The organism is Ignavibacteria bacterium (assembly GCA_017302895.1).
Classification (GTDB): domain Bacteria; phylum Bacteroidota; class Ignavibacteria; order Ignavibacteriales; family Ignavibacteriaceae; genus UTCHB3.
This window is the reverse complement of record JAFLBV010000001.1, coordinates 211374-235985: the sequence shown is the minus strand read 5'-3', so window position 1 is coordinate 235985 and position 24612 is coordinate 211374. Positions and strand designations below refer to the sequence as shown.

Sequence of the window (24612 nt, the reverse complement as noted above, 5' to 3'; positions counted from 1 at the left end):
CAAATGTTAAGGTAATGTTAAGCGAAGGTTAAGCTATCGTTAATACTGAACGCTTGTCCTCGGTACTCATGGCGAAGTGCCTCTCTGTTCTATCTCTCTATTCCGTATATTTGGGGTTTGAATAATTAAAATTTGAGACAATGAAGATTGCTGTTTGCCAGATAAACCCGGTAATTGGAGATATTGACGGGAACAAAGGGAAAATAATTGATGGATACAAAAGGGCTGTCACTGACGGTGCTGATATTGCAGTGTTTCCCGAATTGGCACTGACGGGATATCCACCGCTCGATTTCGTCGAAAAAAAAGCATTTCGTAAAAAAGTTGCGGCTGCTGCCGTCGAAATTGCATCTGCAACCAACAGTGAAACCGCTCTCGTATTCGGATCTATTACCGAGTTTGAAGACAACATCGGCACGAACATTGAAAACAGTGCCCTCTTCTGCTTCGATGGTGAAATAAAGGTAGTTCAGAACAAATCCCTGATCCCGAATTACGATGTATTTGACGAGGTCCGATATTTTGAAGCAGCAGATGAAGTGAAGGTTTTTGAATTCAAGGGTGAAACCATCGGTCTTTCTGTCTGTGAAGATATCTGGAATGATGAGGACTACTGGAAAAAAAGATTATATCCCGTTGATCCCGTTAAGGAACAGATTGAAAAGGGAGCTACACTTCTGATTAATATTTCCGCAAGTCCCTACTCCTTCGGGAAACGAAAAGCCCGTTACAAAATGTTGCAAACCATCGCCAAAAAGGACAGGGTCAAACTCGTTTACAACTGCTGTGCCGCAGCTCAGACTGAACTGATCTTCGATGGCGCAAGTATGTGTTTCAATAACCGCGGCGAACTCGTAAAACTCGGGAAAACATTCGAAGAGGATTATTTAATCTATGATACTTCCCTCGAATATGATGAAATCAAAGCCGTTGAATCTTCTTTTGAAGAGGAAGTGCACAACTCACTCATTTTTGGACTGAAAGATTACTGCAGAAAGCTTAATTTCAAATCTATCTGTCTCGGTTTAAGCGGCGGAATCGACTCGGCAATCGTCGCATACTTCGCGGTGAAAGCTCTCGGAGCGGAAAATGTCTTTGTTTTAATGATGCCCTCCGAGTTCTCGAGCAAAGGCAGTATAGACGATTCTTTGAAACTGATCGATAATCTCGGCATCTCACACAATACGGTTCCAATTCAACCTGTATTTGAAAAAATAAAGGAGATGTTGAATCCCGTTTTTGGTGACCGTGCCGAAGATGTGACCGAGGAAAATATGCAGTCCCGTATCCGAGGACTCTATATGATGGCAATCAGCAACAAATTCAACCATTTACTTGTTACTACTGGTAACAAATCGGAACTCGCCACGGGTTATGCGACTCTCTATGGCGACATGTGTGGCGGACTCGCTGTCATCGGTGATGTTTATAAAACTGATGTTTACAGATTATGTGAGTATATAAATCGCGAGAAGGAAATCATCCCCCGCGAAATAATCGACAAGGTGCCGTCGGCTGAATTGAAGCCCAACCAGACTGATCAGGATTCACTTCCTCCATATCCCGTTCTCGACAGAATTCTGAGCATGTATCTCGAGGAAAACAAGGAAGTGGATGAGATCGCTCCCGTCATAGGTGACAGGGCACTGGTTATAAAAATGCTGAACCTCGTCGACAGAAACGAATTTAAACGGAAACAGGGTGCACCTGTTCTCCGTGTCTCAAACAAGGCTTTTGGTTACGGAAGAAGATTTCCAATAGTTCAAAGATGGAGCAGATAATGAAAAAATTGACGGCAATTGTCCTCTTTTTATCAGTCATATTGTCTTTCACAACTTCAGCACAATTCGGAGGTGGTGACAAACTCACGCTTGGCACTCCCCTTCTCTCACGCGACATCGTAAGACCGGGCGACGAGATCAAGATTGCTGTACCCGCTTCGGTCGATGCCGGCTACCATGTTAATTCAAACAAGCCAAAAGAACCGAATCTGATAGCTACAGTTCTTTCTGTTACTTCAGCCGAGGGAATAAAAACCACTGCCACTGTCTACCCGAAAGCCAAAGATTATACTTTTGAGTTCTCCGATAAACCTGTTTCTGTTTACGAAGGCAATTTTTACATCTTTGCAAAAGTTAGAATTCCGGAAAAACTGAAACCCGGCAACTACAAACTGTCATTAAATGTGGAATATCAGGCTTGTAACGACCATTCTTGCCTTGCTCCGAACTCAGCAGCCACAACGGTAACAATTCGTGTCGGTAAAAAGGAATCTGTTGTAACCGAAACCAACTCAGCAGCCTTTGCCGCTTCAGGACTGGCATATATTGATAAATCAGCCGATGAGGAAGCCGCAAAAAAGGATTCAGTTAAAAAAGCGGAGGCTGAAAGAGATTCACTTGCAGAAATCGACAGCCTGAAAGCTCTCGAAGAGAAAGATTCTGTCGCTCTCGATTCCTACAGCTCGAAAGATTCTGCAACTGTAAGCGAATCAAAAGATGACGATGTCTCCTCCACTCTCGAGAAAAGCGGACTCTTTTTTTCACTCCTTTTTGTGTTTCTCGGAGGGCTTGCGCTAAATTTGACTCCCTGCGTATATCCTCTGATACCGATAACAATCGGATATTTCGGCGGTCAGGCTGAAGGAAAAACCTCCCGACTCGCTCTAATGGGTTTCCTTTATGTGATGGGAATTGCGATTACATACTCGATTATCGGCGTGATTACCGCCCTGACAGGTGGAATCCTCGGCTCGCTCCTGCAGGAATGGTATGTACTGGTAATAATTTCTCTGATTTTTGTTGGGCTTGCCCTCTCGCAGTTTGGATTTTACGAATTTAAACTCCCCGATTCCCTCATGAATATGGCAGGTGGAGCAAAATCGGGACTTTTCGGTGCATTCTTCATGGGTCTTACCCTTGGAATTGTAGCCGCTCCCTGCATCGGACCATTTGTTCTCGGACTCGTAACCTATGTCGCAAAAATCGGAAATGTCCTGACAGGCTTCCTCCTTTTCTTCTTCCTTGCTGTGGGTCTCGGTACTCCCTACTTTATCCTCGCGCTCTTCTCAGGAAAAATTAAAAGTCTTCCGAGAGCCGGAATGTGGATGGAAGGAATCAAACATATATTCGGCGTGATAATGATCGGTATGGCAATTTACTTTGTACTTCCTCTCCTTCCAAAAGAGTGGTCGGGATACCTTTTGCCCGTTTACATCATCATCTCGGTTCCATATCTTGCAATATTCGATCCTCTCGACGAAAAAATGAAAGCATTCAGAATTTTCAAATATGCGCTCTCTGTCGTTTTCATAGGACTCGCTGTATGGTGGTTCCCTGCAAATGCATCGGGAAGTGAAGGTGCAAAACTGAAATTTGAAACCTACACCGACAGCTCATTCACCGCTGCCAAAGGTCAGAAGAAAATTATTATCGACTTCTATGCCGACTGGTGCATCCCCTGCAAGGAACTCGATGCCATTACATTTGTCGATCCCAAAGTGGTCGGAGTAGGAAAGAGTTTTGTCTCCTTCAAAGCAGACCTTACCAAGTCGGGTGACGATAAGGTCAAGAAACTCGTCAAAGATTTTAACATCAAAGGTGTTCCTACCATCCTCATCTTCAACGAAAAAGGTGAAGAGGTCTATCGCCTCACCGGCTTCGTAAACGGAGAAGAATTCCTCAAACTGATGAAAAAAGCAGAGTAAATCAAGTAATAGGTTTTAGGTATTAGGTATTATTTTTTTTGGCTGTTCGGAGACGGGCAGCCTTTTTTATTTTTGGGGGAACAGGTTCCTTAATTATGCCCTGCTCATCGAAAAATCTTATATTTGAGGGGTATTTTTGATTCTTTAATTGTGGTTTGAAATGCACCTGAACTATTTATCGCTTCTCATTTTCTTTACTCTCTCCATTCCCCTCTTCCCGCAATCCGTCATCCGGATAAACCAGCTTGGGTACCAGCCAGATGCAATAAAGGTTGCGGTCTTGATGTCTGCAGATGGACTCGTCCCCAATGAATTTACCATACAGGATATTTTCACGGGGAAAACCGTTTTCTCATCAAAAGTGATAAAACCGACAGGTTCCCTCGGAAATTTTAAGGAAACTGCCCGTCTCGATTTTTCAAAGCTGACCAAAGAAGGTACATACCAAATAATCTCGGGTGATACAAAATCCCCGAATTTCAGAATTTCCGACACCATTTACAATTCAACTGCCGATTACCTCCTCTATTACATGCGGCAGCAAAGATGCGGCTACAATCCATATCTAAAAGATTCCTGCCACACTCATGATGGCTTTCCCGTCTATTCCGAAGATGCCCCCTCTTCAAGTTCAGTTATCAATCCCGAATCTTCAAAAATAATACCTGATACCTCATACCTAATACCTGAAATAATACCTAATACCTCATACCTAATACCTGCTATCGGTGGCTGGCACGATGCTTCCGACTACCTTCAGTACGCCACAACTTCCGCTACTGCAGCATATCAGTTGTTGCTGGCGTACAAAAGAAATCCGCAGGCGTTTGGTGACTGGTTTGATAAAAACGGAGACCCGGGAGCAAATGGACTCCCTGATGTTCTTGATGAAGCGAAGTGGGGACTCGACTGGCTGAACAGAATGTACCCGGGTGGTGAGGAGATGTATCAGCAAATCGCAGATGACCGCGATCACCAAATGTTCCGGCTCCCGACTGAGGATTCGGTGAACTACGGCAAAGGACTCGAGAGACCCGTTTATCGTGTGACGGGTAAACCACAGGGATTGCTTAAGTACAAAAACAGATCGACGGGTGTTGCTTCAATTGCAGGAAAATTTGCATCGACTATGGCACTTGGTTCTGAATTGTTGCAAAAATATGACCCTGAATTTGCAGCAGTACTTCATAAAAAAGCCCTCGAAGCTTATGAATTCGGAAAAAAATATCCCGGAGTCTCCCAAACAGCCCCTTGCAAGGCACCTTATTTTTATGAGGAGGATAACTGGGTAGATGACATGGAACTGGCAGCAGCCCAGCTTTATTCGGTGACCGGATCTAAAAACTATCTCGATGACGCAATCAAGTACGGGAAAATGGAGGAGATTACTCCTTGGATTGGGGCGGACACTGCATCGCATTACCAGTGGTTTCCTTTTATCAATCTTGGGCACTGGCTTCTTGCGGGCAATAAAACGGATTCTTCAGATCAGTTTGCAAAGTTTTATCGTCTTGGACTCGAAAAACTGTATAACTGTGGAGTGAAAGACCCGTTCTTTATCGGTGTCCCATACATCTGGTGCTCGAACAACCTCGTTTCTGCGGCTATGACTCAGGCAAAACTGTATCACGAACTCACCAAAGACCAAAAATATCTTGAAATGGAGGCAGCACTTCGGGACTGGCTTTTTGGGTGCAATCCGTGGGGTACAAGCATGATTGTCGGACTTCCGAAGTGGGGCGACTTCCCCGTCGATCCTCATTCCGCTTTCACTCATGTTTACAATTATCCTGTAGATGGCGGACTTGTCGATGGTCCGATTTATTCAACCATTTTTGGTAAACTGATCGGAATCCACCTCGCCGAACCCGATGAGTACGCACGGTTCCAACCCGGCAGAGCTGTCTATCATGACGACTGGGGCGATTATTCAACCAATGAACCTACCATGGACGGAACGGCAGGTCTTGCGATTTATTTGTCGTCTTTATATAAAACCGCAGAGAGCGCAAAGGACGCAAAGAAAAAATCCGTTGAATCCCTAAAATCCGCCTCATTCGTGTTCCATTCGACCTATTTTAATGGGGCCATTATCAGGATGGACAGCGCAAGGAAGAATATCGCTTTGGTGTTCACAGGACATGAATTTGCAGATGGATATAAGACCATAACTTCGACCTTAAATAAATTTGGTATCAAAGGAAATTTCTTCTTTACGGGAGATTTTTATAGAAATCCTGATTATTCTGAAATCATCAGGGACTTAAAAAACTCGGGTCACTACCTCGGTGCTCACTCGGATAAACATCTTCTTTACAATTCATGGGAAAAGCGGGATTCCACTCTCATTACCCGGCTGCAATTCGAGAAAGATGTGATCGACAATTACAAAGAGATGGCAAAATTTGGCATATCAAAAGATGATGCTCCATTTTTTCTGCCTCCCTTTGAATGGTATAATCGGGAGATAGCTGCTTGGACAGAGGGTATGGGACTGAAACTTATCAATTTCACTCCAGGGACCAAATCGAATCAGGACTGGACGATTCCATCCGGTTCCTACTATTATTCCTCCGATTCACTTTACAATTCGATTATTAATTTCGAGAGTAAATCCCGTTCCGGACTTAATGGATTTCTGCTTTTGATGCATTTTGGTACCCATCCTGAAAGAACAGACAAGTTTTATTTCAAATTAGACGAATTAATATTGTACCTTAAACAAAAAGGTTATAATTTTGTTGCATTGTAAATCATCACTTCTTTATACCTCTATTATCGCGGAGTTTTATGGAAATCCTGAACATTATTGAATCTTCTGTAAAGGCAGCTGCCGGATTCGTCTGGGGATGGCCCCTCATCATTTTGCTGTTTGGCACTCACTTGTATCTGACCGTAAGAACGGGATTTATCCAAAAATACATCTTTAAGGCGATCAAAATCTCCTTCCAGAAAGATGAAGGAGCGGCGGGTGATGTCAGTCAGTTCGGTGCCCTGGCCACGGCTCTTGCAGCCACCATCGGAACGGGTAATATCGTCGGCGTTTCCACTGCCATTGTTGCAGGCGGTCCCGGAGCTGTCCTTTGGATGTGGCTGACGGGTATTTTTGGAATTGCAACAAAGTATTCAGAAGCACTTCTTTCTGTAAAGTACCGTGTTCACACCGAATCTGGATATGCAGGCGGACCGATGTATGTTCTCGAGAGAGGTTTGAACATGAAGTGGCTCGGAGTAATTTTCGCAGCTCTTACCGCTATCGCAGCATTTGGTATCGGAAACATGGTTCAGGCAAACTCGATCGCCCATTTAAGCAGCGACACCCTTGGAATCAATCCCCACATCGCAGGTGTTGTGATGGCGTTGTTTACTGCACTCGTTATCCTCGGAGGAATCAAATCGATCGCGAAAGTTTGTGAAGCACTCGTCCCATTCATGGCGATCATCTACATTATCGGATGTGTCGTTTTGCTCATCGTCAATTTTTCGACACTCGGTGATACCTTCATCAAAATTTTTGAATCAGCATTTACCGGAAATGCAGCCATTGGAGGATTTGCCGGCGCTGCAATGAAAGAAGTGGTAAAGGCAGGTATTTCAAGAGGACTTTTCAGCAATGAATCCGGTTTGGGAAGTGCGCCTATTGTAGCCGCTGCAGCCCAAACGAGGAATCCTGTTCGCCAGGCACTTGTCTCCTCCACAGGTACATTTTGGGATACAGTTGTTGTTTGTGCTCTCACAGGTCTTGTGGTGGTAAACAGCGGATTCTGGACAGAAAAAGGACTTAACGGCTCGGCTCTCACGAGCGAAGCCTTTGGGCATGTAGGAATAATCGGTCCGATTTTTCTCACATTTTCACTTCTGACATTCGTTTTTTCGACCATTCTCGGCTGGTCATACTACGGTGAAAAAGCTGCCGAATACCTCTTTGGAGAAAAAGTACTCCTCCCCTATCGAATCCTGTGGGTAATTTTTGTTTATGTAGGGTCGGTTCAAACCCTCGATCTCGTCTGGGATTTCGCCGATCTTGCCAACGGCTTGATGGCAATCCCGAATATCATCTCCCTCATCATGCTGACCAAGATTCTGAAATCGGAAACGGAAAAATATATTCATGAGGTGGAGTGATGATTAACTTTTAGTTAGAATTAGCTAAAAAAAAGAGGCTGCCGGAAATCGACAGCCTCTTTTCCATTACACCACAACAATAGAGATTAAGACTTTAACTCATTTTAACAGAAGCATTTTGATTGTTCTGACAAACTTGTCATTTGATGAAATTGCTTCGAGTTTAGCGAAATAAATTCCGCTTGGCAGATTGTCCGCTCTGAATTCACTTTCATACCATCCACTGCTCAGTATTTCATTCCTGATCATTCCTACTGCCTCACCAAGAGAATTGTACACAGTAATAGTGACCTTCGATTCCTGGGGAATACTGAATCTCACAATTGTGCCTGGATTGAACGGATTTGGATAGTTTTGTTGCAACACAAATTCTGATGGAATGTTTGCGTCTGCATTTATATCAGTAAGTGTAGTATTTACAACAAAATTACGCTCACCTGTATATGTGAATGAATAAACGCTGTCCGTTTTCATATCTACTTGTGATCCGGTAATAAAATCAGTCAGTTTGACTGAAACACTATCAGGAAGTGTGGCAAGTGCAGATCTGTTCCATCTAAGAGTGACGGTCTGGTTAGCTTGATTATTCATCTTAACTTTTAAATTCCATGCCGCTGCATCAACAGGTCTATAGTCTATCGCATATTTATTACCCAGGAATTGGGGGTAACTGCTTCCCGTCACTTCGGAAAAAATCTCTACATAATTACCTGCAGGAGGAACCGGAGGTCTGGGAGAATCGAACTGAGTATCAAAGCCGATCGTTGCATTTTCGCTAACTCCCAACGAAAGGGAACGATCAACCAGGTTTCCCGATTCAACTGCGATTTTTATATTCCAATTATCTGCAGTAAACTGCTTTTCGGGATTGGAATCTGCTAAATCTGTCACTTGAGTTGTTGTCGGTTTTTGAACCATCTCAACCCCATCTACAAGTGCTGCCAGCCAATAACCGTTAAACAGTCCAAGCTGATTTGTAGCAACATACCCTCCACCGGAATATTCATATATCGAATTTGTGATCCAACCTGCTGTCGCCGCGTCATCAAAACTTTTATTTTGTCCGGCTTTGATGAACCTGAGATCATTCTTTTTAACAGGACGAACATATTTAGTGCCTATTATGTTATAGCCGGTAAGTAATGTTTGGAGAGTACTGTCATTCTCCACTGCCAATCCTCTAACATCCCAAGGTGAATGAGCCAGGAGACCCAACCAATACCCCGTACCGAAGTTGATATCGGTTGCAAAATTATAACCTTCAGATAACTTGTAGCCCCACACAAAATAAGGATTACCGGTTATGTCATCATCAAAAATTGAAGATTTGCTTAAATTGTACGACTCCAAAGGAGTTGAGAAAAGGCTCCATCCAATCGGAGAACCGGTAGCGAGGGAATCCCCGACTACTGTAAATGCAAGAGGACTTGCGATTTCATTCTGGTTTCCGAGAGAATCTCTCACAACTGTTTTTACACGGTAACCATTGTTTAAGTATTCTTGTGGGATACTCCAGTTGTAATTTGATATGTTTCCGATTGAAGCAAACTCTGTATAGTTTGTTCCATTGTTGTTGCTTGAATAAAGGAAGACAGAGTCTATTCCTGTTCCATCACTCATTGTCCAGGAAACAGTTTTATTGGTATTGCTCCTCCAGATTTCATCTCCCTTTGGAATGAGATTCGAAATTGCAGGAGAAGTGCTGTCGCCAATTATCAACTGAAATTTCCTGGGTGCAGTAGATGAGTTTAAGTAAGTATACGAGTCGATATTCTTAAGATTTATTCTTTCACCCGTAAGCATATCTGTCAGAAACTTGCCAAACTTTGCAGGAATGTTGGTTCCTGTAAAATTGAGGGTAACATTCTGGTTTGTGACATTCGATTCAACTTCAAAGAACCACCTCTTTACTGTATCAGAAAGATTGGTTGATTTCTTTACATCGCTCGCGAACTTGGCACCCAAAGGTGAATTCCACTCGGGATGATAGAAGTATGCATCTATATAATTTCCCGGAGGGGTTGGTGGATTGGGAGTGTCCAGTGCCGGATCATATCCTTCGGTGGCATTAGTATCCACACCAGCATAATTGAGTTGATCAAAAAGGCTTTGAACAGAAGTATTGATCTGCATTTTCCAATTGGAAAAACTTCCTGTATTGCCGGTTTCGCGCAATTCGTATAAACTTAGATTCATTGTACCTGAATTATCCCCGTATACAGGATCGGCGAAAGCAATCCAGATTAAACCATCGGGTGCATTCAAAGTGTAGTAGTAAGTGTGATCTAAATTATAGACATCGTTATCAGGTCTTCTGGGTCTAAATGAAGCACTCCAAAATTCATTCATCGGTATATTTGGAGAGGCTAATCTAAAAGCTGCATCAAATTCAGGCTGTCCACCGGCACCTCCGAAAATTCCCGTAACTTTCAATAGATAGGTTTTCGCAGGATTGATTGTCCAGTCCTCACGCCATGCCGAAAAGAAATCATGACTCGCTGAATAGACAAGTATTGTATCGAATCCCTGAGAAGCAGGACTAACCGGGAATGTTCCATTTTTTTCAGATATACTTATCCAATCGATGTCTTCAACTGAATTCATCTTAATCGCAGAATTACTTTGCGTACTATTTGCCCTCCATTGTGTTCCTTCCTTGGCAGAGATTGTGGCCAAAATCAGCGCCGGAACAAAAACCAATAAAATGGTTTTTAGCAAATTTTTCATCTCTCACTCCTTATTTAATTAACAACATTTTGATTGTTTGGATAAACTGCTTATTCGATTGTATCGACTGTGCTTCAATCTTTGCAAAGTATATTCCTGACGGTATTTGTGTCGCTTCAAAGGTTGTTTCGTACCAACCTCTCTGTGCTGTTTCATTCGTCAGGACTTTTACTATCTCTCCAAGTGAGTTGTAAACTGTAATCTTTACTCTGCTCTCTTCAGGGAGACTGTAACGAATCTTCGTACTTGGGTTGAATGGATTCGGATAGTTCTGACTTAAACTGAAATCCGTTGGTGCTGTTACTGCATCTTCTATTCCCGTCGCTGTCCCGTTTATTTGGAATGTTCTCTCTTCACTGTAAGTAAATGAGTAACTGCTGTCTCTCCTCATGTCAATCGATTGACCTGTGGCGAGATCTGTCATCGTTATTCTCATTCCGTCAGGTAGATTACCAAGTTCATTCCTGTTCCAGTTAATCGTTACTTCGTTGCTTCCGGTGTTACCCTTCTTAACCTTGATTGTCCAGTTAGGTGTGTTCTTGAAGTCTCTGGCATACTTGTTACCAAGGAACTGAGGATAACCTGTACCGCTTACTTCTGAGTAGATTTCTATGAACTTGTCTACAGGTGGTACCGGGGGTCTTGCTGCATCATATTCTGTGTCATATCCTGCAGTTGCTGTTTCTGTTACACCGATCTCTGTTATGTTGTCACTTTGTGTTCCGGACTCTGCATTAAGTCTGAGTCTCCAGTTGTTCTCCGTAAAGAGTTCAGTTTCCTGATTCCCTTTGCTTATGGGGAGTTGTGTACTTACAGGTTTCTGATACAGTGTCACTCCCTCCTGTAATACTCCGAGCCAGTAGCCTCCGAATAATGACATTGTATCCTTTGCCACATAGCCACTTCCGTTGTATCCAAATATTGCATTAGAGATTAATCCTGCTGTTACCGCCTGATAAAAATTGTAAGAAGTTCCCGACTTAACGAATGTCATTCTGTCTTTCGATACTTCTCTTACATACTTGGTACCTATAAGATTATATCCAAGATTAAGGGATTGTCCAATGGAATCTGATTCGACTGCCGTTCCTCTTACATCCCATGTATGATTGTTCAGAAGTCCAAGCCAGTAACCTGTTCCGAATGACATTCCCAAAGGAAGGGTGTATCCTGTTGCAAGAGTATATCCCCAGACAAAGTATGGACTTGTAGTTATATCATCTCCCAGTATTCCAGTCAAGGTTGTATCGTTTGGTGAGAGAGGAGTACCCGTAAGATTCCATCCTGCTATTGATTGTGTAAGTAATGAATCCCCGACAACTGTAAATGCAAGTGGACTTGCGATTTCATTCTGGTTTCCGAGGGAATCTTTGACTATTGTTTTTACACGGTAACCATTGTTCAGATATTCCTGTGGGATACTCCAGTTGTAATTTGATAAGTTTCCTATTGAGGCAAACCGTGTGTAGTTTGTGCCATTGTCGTTGCTTGAATACAGGAAGACTGAATCTATTCCTGTTCCGTCACTCATTGTCCAGGAGACTGTCTTTTGGGTATTACTCCTCCAGATTTCATCTCCCTTGGGAATAATATTCGAAACTGCAGGAGAAGTGCTGTCTCCAATGATCAATTGGAATTTGCGGGGGGATGTTGATGAGTTTAAGTAGGTGTACGAATTGGTATTCTTAAGATTTATTCTTTCGCCCGTTAACATATCCGTAAGATACCTGCCAAATTTCGCAGGAATGTTGGTACCTGTAAAATTCAGGGTAACATTCTGGTTTGTGACATTCGATTCAACTTCAAAGAACCACCTCTTTACTGTATCGGATAAATTAGTACTTTTTTTGATGTCTGATGCAAATTTACTTCCTAATGGTGAGTTCCATTCAGGGTGATAGAAGTATGCATCAATATAATTCCCCGGAGGGGTTGGGGGATTCGGTGTATCTAACGCCGGATCATATCCTTCTGTGGCATTTGTGTCCACCCCAGCATGGTTCAACTGATCGAACAGACTTTGAATTGTTGTTGTTATCTGCATTTTCCAACTGTCTGCGGATGTGGTGGGCTCAGGTGGAGTCGTACCATCGTAAAGATATCTGACCTCTGAGGTACTCAATACCCGATTGTAAATTGCTATATCATCAATCTTTCCACGAAAGGAATAATTTGTGGATCCAAATTGTAATGGAGCTGTATTGTTATATGGTTGATTTGGTACAGCAAAACTTGGACTGGTTGAAACCAAAACTCCATTCCTGAAGATTCTCAATTTTAAACCATCATTAATCCCAACGATGTGTTCCCATTGATTTAAGGGTGGAGTTGGAAATATATTCGCGGTATAATCCACCAAGTTCCGTTGGGTTGTGAATGTGAGCCCATAGTTTGGATATGAATTGGGATCATGGTAGCGAATTCCAAATGTTTCGGTAAAGGAATCATTCAGCTTACGCATAATGTCTCCAACACTGAAGCCCGGATAAATATTGACCCAAACAGATACGGAATACCCTGTTCCTGTCGGGTTAAGCTCTTCATGATGGGGTACATTAATATTTTGTCCGCTACCCCCAAACTCATAAGCTGAATTTGGTGTCCCATTACGGTCCGTTGTTAGCTGAGCTCCATTGACGGTACCATTATGTCCATTTCCAGATGCATCATTCGCATTCCCATTAAATGGATAATACGCTACCAGACCATTCGTGGGGATGTTCTGTGCCTGTATCACAATACAGAATACAAACAGAAATATTGCGAGTATCTTTTTCATCTCACGCTCCTTATTTAATTAATAACATTTTGATTGTCTGAGTAAACTGTTTACTCGATTGCAACGATTGTGCTTCAATCTTTGCAAAGTAAATTCCGGAAGGTATTTGTGTTGCCTCAAAGGTTGTTTCATACCAACCTCTTTGTGCTGTCTCATTTGTCAGGATTTTTACCATCTCTCCAAGTGAGTTGTAAACGGTTATCTTTACTCTGCTCTCTTCAGGGAGACTGTATCTGATCTTTGTACTTGGATTGAATGGATTCGGATAGTTCTGACTTAAACTGAAATCCGTAGGTGCTGTTGCTGCATCCTCGATTCCTGTCGGTGTTCCGTTTATTTGGAATGTTCTCTCTTCACTGTAAGTAAATGAATAACTGCTGTCTCTTCTCATGTCTATCGTTTGACCTGTGACAAGATCTGTCATCATTATTCTCATTCCGTCAGGTAGATTCCCAAGTTCATTCCTGTTCCAGTTAATCGTTACTTCATTACTTCCGGTGTTTCCCTTCTTAACCTTGATTGTCCAGTTAGGTGTGTTCTTGAAGTCTCTGGCATACCTGTTTCCAAGGAACTGAGGATAACCTGTACCGCTTACTTCTGAGTAGATCTCTATGAACTTATCCACAGGTGGAACGGGTGGTCTTGCTGCGTCATATTCTGTGTCATACCCTGCTGTTGCTGTTTCTGTTACACCAATCTCTGTGATGTTGTCACTTTGTATTCCGGACTCTGCATTAAGTCTGAGTTTCCAGTTGTTCTCTGTAAAGAGTTCAGGTTCCTGATTCCCTTTGCTTATGGGGAGTTGTGTACTTACAGGTTTCTGATACAGTGTCACTCCCTCCTGCAATACTCCAAGCCAGTAGCCTCCAAATAATGACAAAGTGTCTTCTTCTGTATATCCGCTTCCGTTGTATGCGAATATCGCATTCGAAATCAGTCCTGCTGTTACCGCACTATTAAAACTGTATGGTGTTCCCGACTTGACAAATGTCATTCTGTCTTTTGATACTTCTCTTACATACTTTGTACCTATTAGATTATATCCAAGATTAAGAGATTGTCCAATGGAATCTGATTCGACTGCTGTTCCTCTTACATCCCATGTATGATTGTTCAGAAGTCCAAGCCAGTAACCTGTTCCGAATGACATTCCCAAAGGAAGGGTGTATCCTGTTGCGAGAGTATATCCCCAGACAAAGTATGGACTTGTGGTTATATCATCTCCCAGTATTCCTGTCATTGTTGTATCGTTTGGTGAGAGAGGAGTACCTGTAAGGTTCCACCCTGCTGTTGATTGTGTAAGCAATGAATCCCCGACTACTGTAAATGCAAGAGGACTTGTGATTTCATTCTGGTTTCCGAGAGAATCTCTCACAACTGTTTTTACACGGTAACCATTGTTCAGATATTCCTGTGGGATACTCCAGTTGTAATTTGATAAGTTTCCTATTGAGGCAAACCGTGTATAGTTTGCACCATTGTTGTTGCTTGAATAAAGGAAGACAGAGTCTATTCCTGTTCCGTCACTCATTGTCCAAGAAACAGTTTTATTGCTATTACTCCTCCAGATTTCATCTCCCTTGGGGATGAGATTGGAAATTGCAGGTGAAGTACTGTCACCGATGATCAACTGGAATTTGCGGGGTGATGAGCTTGTATTGTAATATTTGTATGTATCTGTATAACGAAGGTCAACCCTCTTTCCGGTTTGCAAATCTGTGAGATATTTGCCGAACTTGGAGGGAACATTCTCCTGTGTAAATTGAAGTTTTACTGTGTCGTTAAGTACATTTGTCTCAACTTCAAAAAACCATCTTTTTACTGTATCTGCCAGATCTGTTGATTTTTTTACATCGCTCGCGAACTTGGTACCCAACGGTGAATTCCATTCGGGATGATAGAAGTAGGCATCGATATAATTCCCCGGAGGAGTTGGCGGGTTGGGGGTATCGAGGGAAGGGTCGTAACCTTCCGTGGCGAGGGAATCAACGCCGGCGTAGTTTAGGTTGTCAGCAAGATTAGATGTGGAAGTGGTCATTTTTACTCTCCAAGTACTGTACCCGCTCGTAATAACACCTGGATTTGTACCATTATACAATGCCGTTATTTCCTGATCAGATATTACTCTGTTAAAGATGCTGACTTCATCTATTAATCCTTGGAAATATTCACCCCCATTGTGATTAATATTTCCGTTGCTTCCAATGAAAAAATTAGTATTGGTAAGATTAGTATTCCCAACAGTACCCGTTCCAATCAAGTTACCATTAAGATAAAATTTTAATTGATTAACTTGCTTTACAAATGTTATATGATTCCATTGAGAATGAATAATGTTTGAGTAGCAGTAATAATCATTTCTCTCTCCGATGAATACTATCACTCCCGGGTAGTAAGAAATGGTAATTCTTTGACTTTGTGATGTTGTCCCCAGAGATAACAAAACATCTCCGAGGGCACCAAAGTTTTCCCTGGTATTCTTAAACCAGAATGAATAGGAGATATCCGGATTACCTGTTGGTATTTGCGTTAAATTTGATGTTAAATCAGCATTTACACCATTAAAGCTGTAAGCAGAATTGTTGACACCAAATCTATCGGGTGATAAAACGACATTTCGAGGGGTTAAATGATTTCCATACCCACTTTCATCGTTTGCATTTCCATTAAATGGGTAATAAGCAATCGGTCCATCCGGTGCTGCTGCAGGAGGAGTACCCATGAACCAGTCGTCGAAATCGGAATAGAAATCGGCTACATTAAGTCTCTCGCCATCAATCTTAACCTGAATGGTTTGACCGACATAAGCTGCAAGATTCCACATTTTCTCAACATAATTTGTATCCGCAATGTGGTTATGCGAACCGATTGAATCAACAACTGTGAAGCTGCTTCCATAGTTTGTTGAAACAGAGATATAATACTTGAAGTCGGTTGCAGGTGTGGCAGTTGCAGTTCCTGTTCCATATCCAGCGTAATTCACAAATCTGTACTTAAATTTCAGGACTGAAGAGGCAGTTGCAGAGAAAAACGGAGTTGTGAACAAACCAGTCATGTTGGTAGCAGTTCCGTAAAGATTCCTTGTGAGTCTCCTAGACCAGCCAACTCCTCCACCAGCTAAAACAGTATAATTGCCTGTCCAGTTTGCAGGAATTGAACCAGTAGAGGTATCAAAATTTTGAACAACCTCATTTACCACAAAAGGCGTTTCTGCGGTACCTGTGAGTTTGTAGTAGAAATCACTCGCCGTTGCGTCATTCGTAATAAACCTTATGGAATCACTGAACGCCCCTGCACTGGTAGGAGTCCAGGTTAATATGAGGTTAAATGACTGCCCATTTGGGATGTTTAGAGAGGTGGTATTTGCAGTTATCTTTGGGGGAAGAGTGAGGGTCGCCATCAAAGGCACCCCGCCATTGTTGCTTACAACCACGGTTTTCTGCATGTAGCCGCCGACATAAGTCGTTCCAAATGCTGTAGAAGTTGGATTTAATGCAATCACAGCCGCCTGAGCAACCGGTTCAATGAGGATATCATCAAGACCAAAACCATAAGCAGAGAAAGATCCATTAGTTTTGTCTCTCCATCTCATTCTGAAGTTGTTTCCGGCGAATTCGCTTAAATCAAAAATAGCTTCTTCATAGGCTGCCATGGAACTTGCTCTTGACATAAATCCTAAAGTAGCCCATGTAGTGCCATTATCAGTTGATACCTCAAAAAATGTGGTATCCTGACCGACCACAGCAGTAATGTCATCATCCTTCCACCAGAATTTAACTCTGTGATTAGCAGGGAGGTGAATTTTTGGAGAAACCAAGTACCCGAAAGTCAATCCTGATTGCGCCGCAGGGATGTAATTATAAGTAAATCTTGCCGAGTAATTGGTTTTTGATTCAGTACCTCTATCGATAAAGTTACCTGACCATCCACCATTTGTAATCATGCCGTTTGAAAAATCATAAGAATATGGGAATGATGTTATTGTATTGGTTTCTGGTAAAGTATCAAAAAAGTATTTATAAGCAGCCATACCGTTATTTGTCGCAAGAACATAGAAAGTTACCTCTCCTGTACCGAGCAACATTGCTATATCACCTGTACCATTGGCATTCGCTGTGGTTCCCAAACCCGGTGTGTAATCAAGAACTGAATGTTGGGTGCTGTATTGCCTGGTAGCATCTATCAGGCGAATTCCATTTTGAGGGGTGTTGGAATATTGATATCCTATAAGATATTTTATGCCGTTTTGACTAAAATATCTAACAGCATTGCCTGAAGTTGGCAGCATTGTTGTTGAGATTGAGTCAATTATCGATCCATCAGCATTAAATCTTCTTCCCTGGGAACCGTTTGATTTGTAAACGAATTCTGACAATCCGGCCGTAAGCGGATATACGACAGGAGACGGACCGGGTGCAGTGGCTGAAACTCCGGAAAGAATTATTGAATCCTGGAGAAAAGTATTGCCTTTATCTGCTGTTGTCCACTTATAAACTTTGTTGGTGGTGGAGGTGGCTGCATAAATTGTGAGAGTATTATTGTTTGAGGAACCCACAACAGTAAATTTGTCTCCCAGTCTTGCGGCCGGTGTGGATGAAGAAATGATGTTAACAGGCACAGCTGAATCATTTGCCCATCTGTAAATTTTGAATGCCGAGGTTGTGGCTGTTAAAACAAGATTACAGGCATAGATTGCTCCGTCTGCATCCACTTCCACATCGGCAATTGATGCTCCGGAACCTCCCGAGACTCCTGTCATATTTAAAACGCCAACCGAATCTCCGGTTGCGGCATCAAGTACAAGCACTCTGGTTCCATACTTTGTTGTTGAAACATAAATTTTGCCGTTCCCGTACGCCAATCCGCGCTCGGTATTAGTGTTGCTAAACCACGGTGGCAGGGTAGTAAGCTTTGCACTCTTCTCCCATAATGTTGTCCTACTCTGAGCTTGGATAAGAAAGTTTAAAATAAAAACAATGAATCCAACCATCAACCAAAATGTATTTAACCTATTTATTAATCTCAAAACCTTATCGGATTTTCTATTTTGAGGATTTAAATGTAATCTTAGCTTCATTTTACACCTACTTTATTAATAACATTTTGATTGTTTGAATAAACTGTTTATTCGATTGTATCGACTGTGCTTCAATTTTTGCAAAGTATATTCCTGACGGTATTTGTGTCGCTTCAAAGGTTGTTTCATACCAACCTCTTTGTGCTGTTTCATTCGTCAGGATTTTTACCATCTCTCCAAGTGAGTTGTAAACTGTTATCTTTACTCTGCTCTCTTCAGGAATGCTGTATCTTATCTTCGTACTTGGATTAAATGGATTCGGATAGTTCTGACTTAAACTGAAATCTGTCGGTGCTGTTACTGCATCTTCAATTCCTGTCGCTGTTCCGTTTATTTGGAATGTTCTCTCTTCACTGTAAGTAAATGAATAACTGCTGTCTCTTCTCATGTCTATCGCTTGACCTGTGACAAGATCTGTCATCATTATTCTCATTCCATCAGGAAGATTTCCAATTTCATTCCTGTTCCAGTTAATCGTTACTTCATTGCTTCCGGTGTTTCCCTTCTTAACCTTGATTGTCCAGCTAGGTGTGTTCTTGAAGTCTCTTGCATACTTGTTACCAAGGAACTGAGGATAACCCGTGCCGCTTACTTCCGAGTAGATTTCTATGAACTTATCTACAGGTGGTACCGGTGGTCTTGCTGCATCATATTCTGTGTCATACCCTGCAGTTGCTGTTTCTGTTACACCAATCTCTGTTATGTTGTCACTTTGTATCCCTGACTCTGCATTAAGTCTGAGTTTCCAGTTGTTCTCTGTAAAGAGTTCAGGTTCCTGATTACCTTTGCTTAAGGGGAGTTGTGTACTTACAGGTTTCTGATACAGTGTCACTCCCTCTTGAAGTACTCCAAGCCAGTAGCCTCCAAATAATGACAAAGTGTCTTCTTCTGTATATCCGCTTCCGTTGTATCCAAATATTGCATTAGAGATTAATCCTGCTGTTACCGCCTGATTAAAATTGTAGGCTGTTCCCGACTTAACGAATGTCATTCTGTCTTTTGATACTTCTCTTACATACTTTGTACCTATTAGATTATAACCAAGATTAAGGGATTGTCCAATGGAATCTGATTCGACTGCTGTTCCTCTTACATCCCATGTATGATTGTTCAGAAGTCCAAGCCAGTAACCTGTTCCGAATGACATTCCCAAAGGAAGGGTGTATCCTGTTGCGAGAGTATATCCCCAAACAAAGTATGGACTTGTGGTTATATCATCTCCCAGTATTCCTGTCAGTGTTGTATCGTTTGGTGAGAGAGGAGTACCTGTAAGGTTCCACCCTGCTGTTGATTGTGTAAGTAATGAATCCCCGACGACTGTAAATGCCAGAGGACTGAAGATTTCTTTCAGATTTCCGAGGGAATCTCTCACAACTGTTTTTACGCGGTAACCATTGTTCAGATATTCCTGTGGGATACTCCAATTGTAATTTGATATGTTTCCTATGGATGCAAACCTTGTATAGTTTGTTCCATTGTTGTTGCTTGAATAAAGGAAGACAGAGTCTATTCCTGTTCCGTCACTCATTGTCCAAGAAACAGTTTTATTGCTATTACTCCTCCAGATTTCATCTCCCTTGGGGATAAGATTGGAAATTACAGGTGAAGTACTGTCTCCAATGATCAACTGGAATTTGCGGGGGGAAGAGCTTGTGTTGTAGTACCTATATGTATCTGTGTATCGAAGGTCAACCCTCTTGCCTGTTTGCATATCTGTCAGATACTTACCAAACTTGGAGGGCACATTCTCCTGTGTAAATTGAAGTTTCACTGTGTCGTTGAGTACATTCGTTTCAACTTCAAAGAACCATCTTTTTACTGTATCAGCGAGATCTGTTGACTGTTTTACATCACTCGCGAACTTGGAACCCAAGGGTGAATTCCACTCGGGATGATAGAAGTATGCATCGATGTAATTCCCCGGAGGGGTTGGCGGATTGGGAGTATCGAGAGAAGGATCGTAGCCTTCCGTGGCGAGGGAGTCAACGCCTGCATAATTGAGTTGGTCAAACAAATTTTGAGTTGAACCATTTACAATTAATTTCCAATCATCACCGCTAGAAACAGAAGATTGTATTGTCCTTGCAACGCGAAATCCATAATCTATTCGTTGAGAAGGACCATTTATGCTCCCGCGATTAACAACTCTACACTGACTTGCTTGACCGTATAACCAACTACCTCCCCTTAAAGAATGATAAGTACCCGATAACGGACCTGTAGGATTATTTTGAGAGTCAGCTGTATAGTAAGTCTCTGAATACCAGTCCCAGCACCATTCGTATACATTTCCACTCATGTCATATATCCCTATTTGATTTGGTGCGAGTGTCCCGACATTATGTGATTCACTACCGGCGTTACCCTCTTGCCAGGCAATTGAGTTAATATCATTGCTGCCACTGTATATCGTGTTTGTAGATTGGGACCCACCTCTGGCAGCAAATTCCCATTCAGCTTCGGTGGGGAGTCTGTATCCATTTGCATTCCAATCTGCAGTAACTACTGAGCCATTTATACTATATACCGGTGTAAGACCTGACCTCATGCTTAGTGTATTGCAAAAATTAATTGCATCTATCCACTGCAGATTATCAACAGGTTTATTATCTCCGGTAAAATAAGAAGGATTAGTTCCCATAACTGTTCGCCACTCTCGTTGCGTAATTTCGTATTTGCCTATTTCATAAGCTGACAGGGATACTTGGTGAGTAGGATATTCATCATCATCGCAACTATTTTGTTCCCCAGTACATCCCATAGTAAATGTTCCATCCTGGATTGTGATCATCGGGATTGAAACTGTTTGGGGCGTATTATTGAATTTCCCCTCGACCCAGAGGATATTTGAAGTGGAAAAAGTACCGGCAGTCCAACTGTTGGAAACATAGTTGGCTGTTTGTGTCCCGGAACCCTCATTAAAGTGGTATAGTGAGACCGTGTTCGCATCGGTCACGAACTCTGTCGAGGAAGGGGTGAAATTGCCGGTATATCGAATACTATTTGACACACGCAACTCATCAATAACCGCATTCGACACTCCATACTCGTACGGATTATTATAAGATCCAATTTTTGCCATGTCTGTAGGTTGTAGAGCACCAAGCTGAATAGAAGTCCCCTCCTCAGTCCCGTTGATAAAAAGTCTCATCATACCATGCGATTGAGCCACGATTGCAACATGATACCATACGCCCTCTTGAATTGTACTGGCCCCGGTAACATGCCTTTGGGTGTTATCATATGTATAATGACACAACTTGCCGTTGTGCATGTGTATTGCCCGATTGTAGCCACCACCATAAAAATTGAATATGGAGCCGGCGCCTGCATCAGTACCGCCGTAGGTGACTGCACCATCAAACTTGATCCATAATTCTATTGTGTAAGTCTCTAATGGGATAACATTTGAAAATGTTACCTCTTGTGTTGTATGGGTCAGTTTAACCGCTGAATTATTTTGCGTATAAATCAGCACATTCAAAACCAAAAAAAGCTGTAACATATGTTTCATCGAATATTCCTTGTCAAGTTATATTGTAGTAATCTCTTGATCAACCTCAGAAAATTTTAAATACGGACTGAAGTTAAATCATCTCAAAAAGCGATTCTCTAGGTGGATGAATCGGTTGTTAAAAAAATGATGAACAAACTACGAATAATTATTTTAACTGCAAAATCTAATAATACCCAAACTTATCAATAATTAGTAGATCTACTAATTAAATTAGTAAGCTGACACAAAAATATTTTTCAGGGGTTACTGAAACGATTAATAAAACTGGCAAAAGTCAAAAAAAATGATTTTCATAAAAAATAAATAATTTATTTTTCTCCCCTCTATCAGGAGGACCATATTGTTTGGGATTTGATTGTGAAAAATCTTTATAATAGCGTTGTTGATTTTTTGTTCTTCGCTCCCGCTGAAAGTTGAAGACATCTAATTCATCCTGTGAAGAATCTGTTATTGAAAAACGAGTAGCATTCCCAAAAACCAAACAACCATATTAACATGCACCAGTCAATTAAAAACCGTAACAAATTAAATATCCTGAAGCCACTTGCATTTATGCTGGTGGCTTTACTTCTCTCTTCATGCTCGAATGCACAGATTCAATCGGGCAAACTGTCCCTCCCGGCAATATTCTCCAACAATATGGTGTTGCAGAGAAACAGTGACATCACGATTTGGGGAAATGGAACCCCCGGGAAAACTGTCGATGTAAAAACGGACTGGGGACAAACTGCGAGCAGTGTTGTATCCAAAGAAGGAAAGTGGAGCCTGAAGCTAAAAACTCCCGATGCAGGTGGTCCGCATTATTTAACTGTTGTCAGCGGTTCTGATTCGATCTCATATAAAAATGTATTGATCGGGGAAGTGTGGCTATGTTCCGGCCAATCGAATATGGAGATGCCTCTGGGTGGATGGCCGCCTCTTGATACAATCTTCACTGCTGCAGTCGAAATTCCAAAGGCGAACTATCCCAATTTGCGGTTTTTTACTGTTGAGAGAACCACCTCGGTCACGCCGGAACTCGATTGTAAAGGTACCTGGAGCATTTGTACACCACAAACGGCATCCGCTTTCAGTGCTACTGCATTTTTCTTCGGAAAAAAATTGATGAATGAACTCAATGTCCCGATTGGATTGATTCACTCAAGCTGGGGCGGATCCCCAATTGAAGCCTGGATGGGGGCAAAATCGCTCGATAAATTTCCCGAATACAGGGAATTTTTGGCCGGCATGGCAAAAAGCAAGGAAGAATCTGAAAAACTAAAATCATGGCTCGAAAAGCTTCCGCAAATCGACATGAGTGAGAAAACAGGTGCCAACAGATGGGAAAATCTTGATTTTAAGGATGCTGCCTTCTCCACAACCGCCTTCGATGACTCAAAATGGCCCGTTGCAGACATGCCCGCAGACTGGATGAAATTTGGCTTTGGCAATTTTGACGGAGTAATATGGTTCAGAACAAAAATTGATATCCCGGCTAACTGGTTAAATAAAGAGCTCACTCTTTCCCTCGGTCCAATCGATGATATGGATGCAACATTCGTAAATGGCGTCAAAGTCGGTGGATACGAAACTGAAGGTCACTGGCAGACGGAACGAAATTACACAATTCCTGCAAATCTTGTCAATTCGAAGAGACTCGTTATTGCTGTCCGTGTTCTTGACAATATGCAAGGGGGTGGAATGTACGGACGGACTGAAAATTTTCGTTTGTCTTTGAAAGATACAAAGGAATCTGTTTCAATCGCTGGAGCCTGGAGATATCTTCCCGTGGCTGAATTCAGGAATCCGAAATTTTATCTCTATTCGGGCAATAATTTCGATTACGCTTCAAGACCTAAGGTAACTTCGGAAATAAATTTTCACTCCCCGACTGTCCTCCACAACGGCATGATCACACCGATAGCTCCCTTCAAAATCCGCGGAGCCATCTGGTATCAGGGGGAATCGAATACTTACAATCCCGGTCGGTATAAAGAGCTTTTTCCCGCGATGGTGGAAAACTGGAGAAACCTCTGGGGTAACGAGCTTCCTTTTTATTATACCCAGATTGCCCCTTACAGATATGGCGAAGGCACCAACTCCCAGCTCCTGAGGGAAGCACAATTTCAATCATTGTCGGTACCCAAAACAGGCATGGCAGTAACTCTCGATATCGGAAATATCATTAATATCCACCCCGGGAACAAAAAGGATGTTGGCGAGAGGCTAGCACTTTGGGCACTTGCGAAGGATTATAACAGAAATATCGCGTACTCAGGACCCGTCTATAAATCATTTGTCACTGAGCAGGATAAAATTATCCTGACATTTGGCCATGCCGAAGGAATAAAACTGGTTCCAAAAAACGGCAGTCTTAACTTTCAAATAGCGGGAGCAGACAAGGTATTCCATGAAGCAGATGCGAAAATTAGCGGTTCAACTGTCGTTGTATCTTCCCCCAAAGTGAAAGCACCCGTTGCAGTAAGGTATTGCTGGAGCGACACTTCCGAAGCTACACTCTTTAACGGGGCGGGACTTCCGGCATCCTCATTCAGGACAGACAATTGGAAGTAGATCTGTCGAGCGTATTGTGATTAAATTTTACATCAACAAAACAGTCAGTTATCAATATTTTTAGTTTTACAAAATCTGTCTATCGGAGCGATTATTTTATTTCAAAAAACAAGTCTTTTTGACAACAA

At 42.2% G+C, this 24612-nt stretch carries 9 protein-coding genes; 5 read left to right on the top strand and 4 right to left on the bottom strand.

The annotated features are described in order from the left end of the window. Nucleotides 1-140 precede the first annotated feature (140 nt). The 4 genes from J0L60_00895 (at nucleotide 141) to J0L60_00880 (ending at nucleotide 7831) form a co-directional block, all read left to right on the top strand. Nucleotides 141-1781 carry an NAD+ synthase gene (locus tag J0L60_00895; GenBank protein MBN8544663.1) on the top strand — a complete coding sequence of 547 codons (1641 nt, stop codon included), beginning with the start codon at nucleotides 141-143 and terminating at the stop codon, nucleotides 1779-1781. A gap of 341 nt (nucleotides 1782-2122) precedes the next feature. Continuing rightward, the gene (locus J0L60_00890) at nucleotides 2123-3706 is read left to right on the top strand and encodes a thioredoxin fold domain-containing protein (protein ID MBN8544662.1); all 1584 of its coding nucleotides are present in this window, start codon (nucleotides 2123-2125) and stop codon (nucleotides 3704-3706) included. A 160-nt stretch (nucleotides 3707-3866) separates the two neighbouring features. Then, nucleotides 3867-6458, top strand: coding sequence for a glycoside hydrolase family 9 protein (locus tag J0L60_00885; GenBank protein ID MBN8544661.1), 2592 nt, complete (start codon nucleotides 3867-3869; stop codon nucleotides 6456-6458). 38 nt (nucleotides 6459-6496) lie between these two features. Continuing rightward, nucleotides 6497-7831, top strand: coding sequence for a sodium:alanine symporter family protein (locus J0L60_00880; GenBank protein MBN8544660.1), 1335 nt, complete (start codon nucleotides 6497-6499; stop codon nucleotides 7829-7831). 99 nt (nucleotides 7832-7930) lie between these two features. Here the strand turns inward: J0L60_00880 and J0L60_00875 are convergent, their stop codons facing one another. From J0L60_00875 to J0L60_00860, 4 genes are all read right to left on the bottom strand, one after another. Beyond that, the gene (locus J0L60_00875; protein MBN8544659.1) at nucleotides 7931-10558 is read right to left on the bottom strand and encodes a T9SS type A sorting domain-containing protein; all 2628 of its coding nucleotides are present in this window, start codon (nucleotides 10556-10558) and stop codon (nucleotides 7931-7933) included. Nucleotides 10559-10568: 10 nt separating this feature from the next. Next, entirely contained in the window at nucleotides 10569-13337 is a 2769-nt protein-coding gene (locus J0L60_00870) for a T9SS type A sorting domain-containing protein (GenBank protein MBN8544658.1), read from the bottom strand. A gap of 10 nt (nucleotides 13338-13347) precedes the next feature. Then, nucleotides 13348-18327 carry a T9SS type A sorting domain-containing protein gene (locus tag J0L60_00865; GenBank protein MBN8544657.1) on the bottom strand — a complete coding sequence of 1660 codons (4980 nt, stop codon included), beginning with the start codon at nucleotides 18325-18327 and terminating at the stop codon, nucleotides 13348-13350. A gap of 94 nt (nucleotides 18328-18421) precedes the next feature. After that, complete coding sequence (locus tag J0L60_00860) at nucleotides 18422-21928, bottom strand: SUMF1/EgtB/PvdO family nonheme iron enzyme (protein MBN8544656.1); 3507 nt, start codon at nucleotides 21926-21928, stop codon at nucleotides 18422-18424. A 537-nt stretch (nucleotides 21929-22465) separates the two neighbouring features. Here J0L60_00860 and J0L60_00855 point away from each other — a divergent pair. Continuing rightward, a complete protein-coding gene (locus J0L60_00855) occupies nucleotides 22466-24484 on the top strand; it encodes a glycosyl hydrolase family 2 (protein MBN8544655.1) in 2019 nt (672 codons plus the stop codon). The last annotated feature ends 128 nt before the right edge of the window (nucleotides 24485-24612 follow it).